The 10607-nt window shown below is 71.0% G+C and carries 8 protein-coding genes and 1 pseudogene; 6 read left to right on the top strand and 3 right to left on the bottom strand.

Annotated elements, in window-relative coordinates; all coding sequences use genetic code 11:
- The first annotated feature begins 161 nt into the window (after positions 1 to 161).
- Positions 162 to 968: a site-specific integrase gene (locus tag ACK586_RS24775; protein ID WP_409333196.1), complete on the top strand. Its 807-nt coding sequence runs from the start codon at positions 162 to 164 to the stop codon at positions 966 to 968.
- 55 nt (positions 969 to 1023) lie between these two features.
- Here ACK586_RS24775 and ACK586_RS24770 read toward each other — a convergent pair whose 3' ends face one another.
- Positions 1024 to 1227, bottom strand: a complete 204-nt coding sequence (locus ACK586_RS24770) for a helix-turn-helix domain-containing protein (protein WP_409333195.1) — start codon at positions 1225 to 1227, stop codon at positions 1024 to 1026.
- A gap of 438 nt (positions 1228 to 1665) precedes the next feature.
- Here ACK586_RS24770 and ACK586_RS24765 point away from each other — a divergent pair, with 438 nt between their 5' ends.
- The 3 genes from ACK586_RS24765 (at position 1666) to ACK586_RS24755 (ending at position 3477) form a co-directional block, all read left to right on the top strand.
- On the top strand, positions 1666 to 1941 hold the full coding sequence (locus tag ACK586_RS24765; protein WP_409333194.1) for a hypothetical protein: 276 nt from the start codon (positions 1666 to 1668) through the stop codon (positions 1939 to 1941).
- 282 nt (positions 1942 to 2223) lie between these two features.
- Positions 2224 to 2721 (top strand): cation:proton antiporter regulatory subunit, encoded by a 498-nt coding sequence (locus ACK586_RS24760; protein WP_409333193.1) that lies wholly within the window; start codon positions 2224 to 2226, stop codon positions 2719 to 2721.
- 138 nt (positions 2722 to 2859) lie between these two features.
- Positions 2860 to 3477 (top strand): universal stress protein, encoded by a 618-nt coding sequence (locus tag ACK586_RS24755; RefSeq protein WP_409333192.1) that lies wholly within the window; start codon positions 2860 to 2862, stop codon positions 3475 to 3477.
- Between the two features lie 36 nt (positions 3478 to 3513).
- Here ACK586_RS24755 and ACK586_RS24750 read toward each other — a convergent pair whose 3' ends face one another.
- Positions 3514 to 6237: a cation-translocating P-type ATPase gene (locus ACK586_RS24750; protein WP_409333191.1), complete on the bottom strand. Its 2724-nt coding sequence runs from the start codon at positions 6235 to 6237 to the stop codon at positions 3514 to 3516.
- 172 nt (positions 6238 to 6409) lie between these two features.
- Between ACK586_RS24750 and ACK586_RS24745 the strand changes: the two genes are divergently transcribed.
- Positions 6410 to 8851, top strand: a complete 2442-nt coding sequence (locus tag ACK586_RS24745; protein ID WP_409333190.1) for a phosphoketolase family protein — start codon at positions 6410 to 6412, stop codon at positions 8849 to 8851.
- On the top strand, positions 8848 to 9948 hold the full coding sequence (locus ACK586_RS24740) for an acetate/propionate family kinase (protein ID WP_409333189.1): 1101 nt from the start codon (positions 8848 to 8850) through the stop codon (positions 9946 to 9948). The genes ACK586_RS24745 and ACK586_RS24740 overlap by 4 nt, the downstream gene beginning before the upstream one ends.
- A 240-nt stretch (positions 9949 to 10188) precedes the next feature.
- On the opposite strand, the pseudogene ACK586_RS24735 reads toward ACK586_RS24740, so the two are convergent.
- A pseudogene (locus ACK586_RS24735) lies at positions 10189 to 10416 on the bottom strand (transposase); the annotation flags it as partial.
- Positions 10417 to 10607 lie beyond the last annotated feature (191 nt).

Here is a 10607-nt window from a genome sequence, read left to right as displayed (position 1 = left end):
CGCCTGGGCCACCCGCTACAACACCCGCCGCCGGCACTCCGCCTGCGGCCAGACCAGCCCGAACGACTACGAGGCCCGCCGGGCCCCGGCTACGCTGCCGACCGCGGCGTAGACACCCCACGCGTGTCCAAGATCAGGGGGCAAGGCCCTGCCTCTCCGGGATGTTCGCACTGGCGATCCGGGACGGCGCCATCGCGGTGAATCCGGTGCGCGACTCGACCGCCAAGATCAGCAGTGGTAAGCGGGCGCCACGCGCATTCACGGCGGCAGAGACCGGACGACTCGTCGAGCTGTTCCGGACCAGCGACCGCGCGGTCGAGCTCGACCTGCCCGACCTCGTCGACTGGATGCTCGCCACCGGCTGCCGGATCGGCGAAGCGCTGGCCCTGAGGTACGGGACCAACGGCGACGGCAAGCCGATCCTCGATCTCGAGGCCCGGACGTGGGAGGTGAACGCCACCGTGGTCCGCGTTCCGGGCGCCGGGCTGACGGTCCAGCCGCGGCCGAAGACCACCGCCGGCTGGCGGATCGTCGCGCTCCCTGACTTCGCCGTCCGCATGCTGGAGGCGCGGCGGGCGAGCCCTCGCCGGCAGACGGACGCTCGGGTCGTATTCCCTCCGCCCCTGACCGGCACTCTGCGGGATCCGTCGAACGTCTCAGGAGACCTCCGCCAGTTGCTCGACTCGTTCGAATGCGAGACCTGCGGCGGAACGGGCTATCAACTCGACGACGATGGCTCTTTCAAGTCCGGCGCAGGCGGGCGGCGCATCCGCTGTGAGGAGGGGCCTTGGTCGTGGGTCACCTCGCACACGTTCCGCAAGACCGTCGCCACGCGCCTCGACGAGGCCGGCCTCAGTCCGCGCCAGGTCGCCGACCAGTTGGGCCACGCCAACCCGTCGATGACGCTCGACGTCTACTTCGGCCGGCAGGTTGTCAGCGCCGAGGCGGCGAAGGTGCTGAACCGCTGAGTTCCGTCGCTGTGAAGTCCTGGCACGACGGCGGGGCGGCGCTCACTTCTACCGCTCACCCCGCTCGTTCGGCGCGTCCTGCCTGGGCCTGCTTATGCAGCCACGCGGTCACGTCGGCGCGCCGGTAGACCACGCGCCGTCCCACACGGAAGCTTTGCGGCCCGGTGCCGAGGTGCCGCCAGTACCTCAACGTGGAGACGGGCGAGCGCATGATCTGGGCAACCTCGGCCGTGGTCAGCAGGTCGTCGGGGTTCTCCATGGCGCACTCCTCTGGGCGGTCGTGACGCTGGTCCGGGTGGGCTCACAGCGCAAGGTAGGCCCAGGCATCGACAGCTCATCCGGTTTCGCGTACTGACGAAGATTGGCGTATTTGACCCGAGCCGACCCGACCCGACCAAGACGGCTCTGTAGCGATGAGCGGCCGTTCGCGTTGCCGGCATGGCCATCGGCGACAGCACCGACCCAGATCGACGGCGCGCTGCTCCGCGCCGACCGGCGCGCTCATCGTGGGAGATGCAGCGAACGTTGTCAGCTTCGACGCGGCCGAAGAGATGAAGGCACCGCGCAGCCAGTGGGGGTGGGGATGGCGGTCCTCTGTCCACAGAGACGGTCAGCTGAGCGAGCGGAGGAAGCGGTGGTCAGAACGGTGAGTCGGCAGGCGGCGGCGCTGACGAAGGCGCGGGAGCGATGACGGGCGTTGGACGCCGCCCGCGATAACCACGACCGTCGGATCGAGCAGGCGACGGCCGAGGCACTCGTGGCCGTGGAGGGGCGGCGGGAGGCCGAACAGGGGCTGCAGGCGGCGACGGCGACGCTCGCCGAGACGGTGCGCGCACTGCTGGCCGAGGACGTCTCGGCCGAACGGGCGGTCGCGCTGCTGGAGCTGGACACCGCCGAGGTGCGGCGGCTGACGAAGATGACCGAACGGCCAGCCGCCAGTCCGGCGAGACCGGTGGCGACGGGGATTTGCTGATCGGCGTAGCCAGCCGACCCCGTGACGCTGAGGCGGCCGAGAGACCTCCAGTGGTCTTGCCGGGTAGCCGTCGTCGACTCGCAGGCCGCGACCGGATGGCCGGCAACAGCCATGTGCGGCGTGATGATGTGACGGGGCCGCAGCGGGCGACGGCCGGATGGCACTACGGCACCGGTGGCTGGACGGGCAGTTCATCCGGTACACCGTCGAAGAGGAGTGCTACCGCTGATCCGGCAGTCGAGTGGGCGACAGTGGCTGCGGAGCGCGCTGTGGGAGGTGGAAATGTCGGACCTGACGGTGCAGGCGGAGCGGCTGCCAGGGATCGGCTGGCGCTATACCGTGCCGGCGGAGCGGAACAGGCAGTTGGTGATCCTGGTCGAGGACCGAGGGGCGCGGCATCTGGTGCTGGTCGACCCGGAGCTGGACCGTCCGCTCATGACGGTGCGCCTGTCCGGGGCGGACGCCGCCGTGGTCGCTGCTTTGCTTACCGGTGTGCGCTTCCGGGTGGCCACCGCAGAAGGAGAGCCGGCCGGCGCGGCGGCGGATCCTGCGGAAGTGGTCGTCGAGACGGTGCATGTCGCCAGTGGCTCCCCGGTCGTGGGCCTGCCGCAGCATGACGTCGTTCCTCGGCTCGGGCCGGATGCCACGTTGCTGGGTGTCATCGACGACGAGACGCCGGAGCTGGTCGAAGACGACGGTGCGCGCGGTATCCGGGTCGGCGACAAGCTCGTCGTTGCCGCACGCCGATCCCAGCTGGACTCGCTGCGGTCAGCCCTGTGAGGCGCTGGGGCGCCGAGCAGGTGACATCCAGCAGCCTGACCAGGCTGCCGTTCTGGCGCATCTGACGGGTCAGCCATGTCGACATGGGTCTTCGCGCTCGCCGTGCTCGGAGTGTGGGTTCTCTCTGGACTCTTAGCCGTGCTGGTTCTGCTGGGACGCCAGGGGTACCGGAATCCGCTCTGGTATCTCCTCGGCGCGGTCCTTGGCCCGCTGTTCATCCCGATCGCCGCGGAGCGCGGACAGCGAAAGGTCGTCGTCGTGCGGCGCCAGCCCGGCGCCGCGAGCGGTACGCCGAGCGTGCGTGGCGGCCTCACGGTGGTCGTCGGAGTGGACGGGTCAGCCGAGTCCGACCAGGCGGTCCGCGACGCGGATGCACTCTTCGGGCACCTTCGACCGAGGATCGTCCTCGTGGCCGTCGTGCCCGCCGATGACGAGGAGAGCGGAGGCAGCGGGCAGGTGGCCGCATCGGAGCTGCTGGCCGATCGCGCCGGGTGGTTGGACCCCGGGGGTGAACCGCCGGTGCTCGAGGTCGGGATGGGGCAGCCCGCCCGGGTCTTGCTGGAGATCGCCGAGGCGGAGCAGGCCGGCGTCCTGGTGATCGGCCGCCGGGGCCGCGGTCTGTCCCATCGGCTGCTGGGCAGCGTGGCGGAGGCGGCCACCGCGCAGTGCACGCTGCCCGTGGTGCTCGCCACCCGCCCGCCGGAGCGATCCCGGCAGTCATCGGACAGCACCGGAAGTGCCCGCCCAGCGCGCTGACCGCCCACGCCCGATGCCGCCCTCGTGAGCGGCGGGTCAGACCGGTTCGGACAGCCGGCGCTCGTGCCGGACGCGGGCCCGCCAGTGCGCAAACTTGTCCAGCTCGACGATGAGCAGGACCGAGGCGCCGAGCAGCCAGCAGATCAGCCATTCCGACGCCGACAGCGGCACCAGGCCGAGCCATTCGTCGGTGGCCGACCACTGGGTTGCGATGGCGTACAGCAGTAGCGCGCCGAGGGCACTGCCGAGCAGCAGCCGGTTGCCGAAGGGGTTGAGGGCGAACAGCGAGCGGTTCTCGGCCCGCGCGCTGAGCACCAGCCAGAAGTTGAGCATCACGAAGAGGGTGAGCGCGATGGTGCGGGCCTGCTCCTCGGCGTAGCCCTGGTCGAGCGCCCAGCGGAAGGAGACGAGGATGGCGCCGGCCATCCATGCGCCGGCCAGCGCTGTCCGCAGCCACAGCACCCCGGACAGCAGTCCTTCCCGGCGGCCACGCGGTGGGCGCCGCAGCTCGTCGCCCTCGGGTGGCTCGAACGCCAACGCGATGTCCTGGAGACCGTTGGTCACGACATTGATGAACAGCAGCTGCACGGGCAGGAACAGCAGTGGCTGCTCGGCCAGCAGGTTGGCCGACACCGACAACAAGGAGGCCAAGCCAGTGGCGAGCAGGAAGAAGGTGGCCTTGCGGATGGCGTTGAAGGTGACGCGGCCCTGCTTCACCGCGTCGACGATCGTGACGAAGTTGTCGTCGGTGAGCACGATGTCGGCCGCCTCGCGGGCGACGGCGGTGCCCGAGCGCCCCATGGCCACCCCGATGGAGGCGGCGCGCAGCGCGGGGGCGTCATTGACGCCGTCGCCGGTCACGGCGACGACTTCGTCCTCGGCCTGCAGGATGCGGACGATGCGCAGCTTGTCCTGCGGGGTGACCCGTGCGGCGACCCCGCTCTTGCGGAGCCGGGCCGCGAGCACGTGGTCGTCGATGTCCTCCATCTCGGCGCCGGTGACCGGATGGATGCCCGTGCCGATCCCCAGACGTGAGGCGATCGAGGCCGCGGTCGCCGGGTGGTCGCCGGTGATCATGACGACGGTGATCCCGGCCCGGTGGCAGTCGGCCACCGCCTCGGCCACGCCCGCCCGGGGCGGGTCCTCCATGCCCTCCAGCCCGAGGAAGGTGAGGCCGGAGGGAGGTGGCAGCGGGCGCTGCACCGGTTCGTCGGGGTCGAGCACCCGCATCGCGGTGCCGAGCACTCGCATCCCTTCGGCGGCGAGGGCGGAGTTGGCCGCCTCCACCGGCGCGGGGTCGAACGGGCGCTCACCCTCGTCGGTGGCCAGCGTCGTCGAGAGGGCAGCGAGGACGTCGGGGGAGCCCTTGACGTAGAGCACGCGCCGGCCCTCGTCGTCGGTCCGCACCGTCTGGGACAGCCGCAGCTCCGGCTCGTAGGGAGCGTGCGCGAGCCACCGGGCGTCGCGTTCCTGCGGCGTCACCGCGCCCAACTGCACCGCCGCGCGCAGCATCGCCACGTCAACGGCGTCGCCGGTGTAGTCCAGCGGGTCCCCGGCGGCCGTGGTGGCTTCGGGCGGGGCGGGGACCGCCTCGTTGGTGAGCGCCCCGGCGCGCAGCGTCCGGCACGCGGTGTCGGGCAACCCGTCGCGGCCGCCGGCGGGCCGGCCGTTCCGCAGGTCGAGGGTGCCGCTCGCCGTCCAGACCACCTGGACTGTCATCTCATTGCGGGTGAGCGTGCCGGTCTTGTCCGAGCCGATGACCGTGGTCGAGCCGAGCGTCTCCACGGCCGGCAGCGTGCGGACGATGGCGTTGTGCCGGGCCATCCGGGCCACACCCAGGCTCATGGCGACCGTGAGCACGATCGGCAGCGACTCGGGGATGGAGGCGACCGCCACGGCGACCGCGGTCCGGAACATGTCGGAGGGGTCGTTGCCGAGCACCAGGCCGGCCACGAAGATGCCGACCGCGGCGAGCGCAACCACTAGCGCGATCCGCCGCTCCAGGGTGTGCGTCAGCACCTGCAGCGGGGACTGACCGGCAGGCCCCTGCACCAGCTCGTTGATCATGCCGAGCTCGGTGCTCGTGCCGGTCCCGACGACGACGCCGCGCCCTCGACCGGCGGTGACCAGCGTGCCGCTGAAGACGATGTTCGTGCGGTCGGTGGCCAGGGTGTGCACCGGCAGCCGGTTGACCTGCTTGGTCACCGGCAGCACCTCGCCGGTGAGCATCGATTCGTCGACCTGCAGGCCGTTGACCTCGAGCAGCCGCAGGTCGGCAGGCACGCGTTCCCCGCTCTCCAGGAGGACGACGTCCCCGGGGACGAGTTCGGCGGCGGCCATCTCCCGCTCGGCGCCGTCCCGCAGGACCCGGCAGACCGGAACCGACAAGCGCTGCAATGCCCGGACCGCAGTCTCCGCCCGGCGCTCCTGCCAGAAGCCGATGGCGGCGTTGATCAGGAGGACCAGTCCGATGGCGCCGGCGTCGACCCAGTGGCGCTGGACCAGGGTGATGACGAAGGTGAGGACCAGGATCCCGATCAGCGGGCTGACGAACTGACGCGCCAGCACGCGCCACGCCGGTGTGGCCTCGGTCGCGGGCAGCTCGTTGCGGCCGTACCGCCCGATCCGCCGCGCCGCCTCGGTGCCGGACAGGCCGTGCGCGCTCGTGTCGAGCCAGCCGAGGACGTCGGTGCGGGAGAGGACGTGCCATCGGCCACCGGTGACGGCGTCGTCGGTCGTGGTCGGGTCGGCGGTCGTCATCGGCGCTCCTGCCGCACCGGCGTTCGCCGGTGGCTTCGGTCGTCTCCGTTCGGCCCTGCGTGCCCAGGCTAGTGAGCCGGCTTGCCGGTCCCGCTTGCCGGGGCGGAGGGACTTCGGTGGGATCGGGAACGAACCCGCCACCAGTTCCGACGACCGAGAGGAAGTGCACCGCATGGACGTCGCCGTGCAGGCACCGCAGACCGAGGCCTTGGCCGGACCGTTGGACGACCAGGAGCTGGCGGCGATCGATGCCTGGTGGCGAGCGGCGAACTACCTGTCGGTGGGGCAGATCTATCTCATGGGCAACCCGCTGCTGCGGGAACCGCTGCGACCGGAGCACGTCAAGCCGCGGCTGCTCGGCCACTGGGGCACCACCCCCGGGCTGAACTTCGTGTACGCGCACCTCAACCGGGCGATCACCGCCCGCGACCTGGACATGATGTACGTGATGGGTCCCGGGCACGGCGGCCCCGGGCCGGTCGCGGCGGCCTGGCTGGAGGGCACCTACAGCGAGGTCTATCCCGACGTCTCGCAGGACGAGGCCGGGCTGCGCCGGTTGTTCACCCAGTTCTCCTTCCCCGGCGGCATCCCCAGCCACGTGGCGCCGGAGACCCCGGGGTCGATCCACGAGGGCGGGGAGCTGGGCTACGCCCTGGTCCACGCCTACGGCGCGGCGTTCGACAACCCCAACCTGGTGGTGGCCGCGGTCGTCGGCGACGGCGAGGCGGAGACCGGCCCGCTGGCCGCCAGCTGGCACTCCACCAAGTTCGTCGACCCCCGCCGCGACGGCGCCGTGCTGCCGATCCTGCACCTCAACGGCTACAAGATCGCCAACCCGACGGTGCTCGCCCGCATCGGCCGCGACGAATTGTGCGACCTGATGCGCGGCTACGGGCACACCCCCTACGTGGTCGAGGGCTCCGACCCGACCGAGATGCACCAGGCGTTCGCCGCGACCCTGGACCGCTGTTTGGACGAGATCGCCGAGATCCAGCGGCGGGCCCGGAAGGACGGTGTGACCGAGCGGCCGCGCTGGCCGATGATCGTGCTGGCCTCACCGAAGGGTTGGACCGGCCCGAAGGAGGTCGACGGCCACCGCGTCGAAGGATCGTGGCGGTCGCACCAGGTGCCCTTCGCCGACGCCCGTTCCGACGACGGCCACCGGAGGGTGCTCGAGGAGTGGCTGCGCAGCTACCGGCCCGAGGAGCTGTTCGACGCCGACGGGGCACCGGTGCCCGCCGTCCGGCAGCTGCACCCCGCGGGGGAGCGGCGGATGAGCGCCAATCCGCACGCCAACGGCGGGGAGCTGCTGCAGCCCCTGCGGATGCCGGACTTCCGCGACTACGCCGTCGATGTCCCCGCTCCGGGCGCCGGGGCGGTGGAGGCCACCCGCGTGCTGGGCACGTTCCTGCGCGACGTCATGCGGCAGAACATGGAGACCTTCCGGGTCTTCGCCCCCGACGAGAACAACTCCAACCGCCTCGGCGCCGTGTTGGAGGCCACCGACCGCACCTGGATGGCCGACCGGCTGTCCGACGACGACCACCTCGCACCCGACGGCCGTGTCATGGAGATCCTCTCCGAGCACACCTGCCAGGGCTGGCTGGAGGGCTACCTGCTGACCGGTCGGCACGGGTTCTTCTCCTGCTACGAGGCGTTCATCCACATCGTCGACTCGATGTTCAACCAGCACGCCAAGTGGCTGAAGACGACCAACGGCATCCCGTGGCGGCGGCCGATCGCGTCGCTGAACTACCTGCTCACCTCGCACGTGTGGCGGCAGGACCACAACGGCTTCTCCCACCAGGATCCTGGATTCGTCGACCACGTGGTCAACAAGAAGGCCGACGTCATCCGGGTGTACCTGCCGCCGGACGCCAACACGCTGCTGTCGGTCGCCGACCACTGCCTGCGCACCCGCCAGTACGTCAACGTGATCGTCGCGGGAAAGCAGCCCCAGCTGCAGTACCTGGACATGCAGTCGGCGATCGTGCACGCCACCAAGGGCATCGGCATCTGGGACTGGGCCAGCAGCGACGCCGACGGCGAGCCGGACGTCGTCATGGCCTGCGCGGGTGATGTGCCGACGATGGAGACGCTGGCCGCCGTGGAGGTCCTGCGCGGGTGGTTCCCCGACCTGAAGGCGCGGGTGGTCAACGTCGTGGACCTGATGCGGTTGCAGGACGAACGCGAGCACCCGCACGGCTTGTCCGACGCCGCCTTCGACTCGCTGTTCACGACCGACAAGCCGGTGATCTTCGCCTACCACGGCTATCCGTGGCTGATCCACCGGCTGACCTACCGGCGCACCAATCACGAGAACTTCCACGTGCGCGGCTACGTCGAGGAAGGGACGACGACCACGCCGTTCGACATCTGCGTGATGAACCGGATCGACCGGTTCAACCTCGCGATCAGCGCGATCGACCGCATCCCGCGGCTGCGCGACAGCGGCGCGCACGCCCGTGAGGCGCTGACCAACAAGCTGATCGAGCACCGCCAGTACGTGCGCACCCACGGTGTGGACCTGCCCGAGATCCGCGACTGGCAGTGGTCGGGGGCGGCCGGCCCGGTGATCGCGGAGGCGGACCCGCTGCGGGAGCCTGAGCCGTGAAGGTCCTCGTCGTCAACGCCGGCTCCAGCAGCCTCAAGCTCACCCGGCTCGACGACGACGGCCGCGTCACCGCGGCGACCACGGTCGAGCGCTGGCAGGGGGAGGGCCACCTCGGCCCGCTGGCGAAGTTCCTGGAGACGTGCGGGCCGGTCGACGCGATCGGCCACCGGATCGTGCACGGCGGCTCCCGGCACACCGGCCCGGCCCGGGTGGACCCGATGCTGACCAGCTACCTGTGGTCGGTCTGCCACCTGGCGCCGCTGCACAACCCGCGTGCGCTGGCCGGCATCCGGGCCACCGATGAGCTACTGCCCGACACCCCTGCGGTTGCCTGCTTCGACACCACGTTCCACGCCAGGCTTCCGCCTGCGGCCGCCACGTACGCGCTGCCCCGGGAGTGGAACCGGCGGTGGCAGCTGCGCCGCTACGGCTTCCACGGGCTCTCCCACGCCTACGCCGTGCGCCGCGCCGCTGAGCTGATCGGCCGGCCGGCCGAGGAATTGCGGATCGTCTCCTGTCATCTGGGCGCCGGCGCCTCGCTGGCCGCCGTGCGCAACGGCGTCTCCGTCGATACGACGATGGGATTCACGCCGCTGGCCGGTCTGGTGATGAACACCCGGCCCGGCACCCTCGATCCCGGCCTCCTGCTCTGGCTGCTCGAGCAAGGCAACGTGCCGGTATCGGAGCTGGGCGATGTCCTGGAGCATCACGCCGGGCTCAAGGGGCTGAGCGGCACCTCCGGCGACCTGCGGGACGTGCTCGCCGGGCGGGACACCGGGGACTCGGACTGCGCGCTCGCCCTGGATGTCTACCTGCACCGCCTGGTCCGGGAGATCGCGGCGATGACCGCGGCCACCGGCGGGCTGGACCTGCTGGTCATGACCGGGGGTGTGGGCGAGCATGCCTGGCAGGTGCGCGAGGCTGTCGCATCGACGCTGGGCCATCTCGGCCTCGCCGTCGACGGCGAGAGCAACCGGACGACCACCGAGGACGGCGACGTCAGCGCACCGCGCGCGGCAGCGCGGACCGTCGTCGTCACTGCACGTGAGGACCTCGAAATCCGGCATCAGGTGATGGACGTCCTGGCGCGGGAGTGACCGATGCCGGTCCCCGGGCCGGCCGATCTCTGCGGCAGGTGCAGCGACGTGTGAGGGAGTCGGTCACCGGGCCTTGGGGATCATGATCCAACCGATGATGTAGGCGATCTCTCCCGCCCCGAAGAGCCCGAAGATTACGAACGCCAGGCGCATCGGCCGTGCCCCGTGGGGTGGTGTAGCTCGTCCGCGTGCTGCTCTGCGGTGTTGCTGACTATGCCGTCTGCAGGGCGGGCTGGTCGATCACCTCGCTGGAGTCGGTGCGTCGGTGCGTCGGGGCTCGAGGGCGGTCGGCTCGGGCGGGGTGAGCAGGGCCATGGAGGCCTCGGAGAGGTAGCGGCGGTCGGCGACCTGCCACTCGTCGTGCGCCTCGATCAGCACGCAGGCGGCCAGCCGGAGCAGGGACGCGTCGTCGGGGAAGATGCCGACGACGTCGGTGCGCCGCTTGATCTCCTTGTTGAGTCGCTCCAGGTAGGGGTCGACCCGGGGCGCGGTGCCAGCCTCGCGGCTGGTCCGTTTCCCCGGGCCGCCCTCCGAACCGGACGTGCCCGTTCCCGAGCATCCGGGACCTGACCCCGATCAGTGGACACGCTGAACCCAGGCTGAGCCTGGAGGAAGCGAGATGATCGGCTCGTGGTGCGGAAGGTGTACTCGGAGGAGTT

The organism is Trujillonella humicola, from assembly GCF_046233715.1.
Classification (GTDB): domain Bacteria; phylum Actinomycetota; class Actinomycetes; order Mycobacteriales; family Geodermatophilaceae; genus Trujillonella; species Trujillonella humicola.
This window is presented reverse-complemented; position numbering and strand designations above follow the sequence as displayed.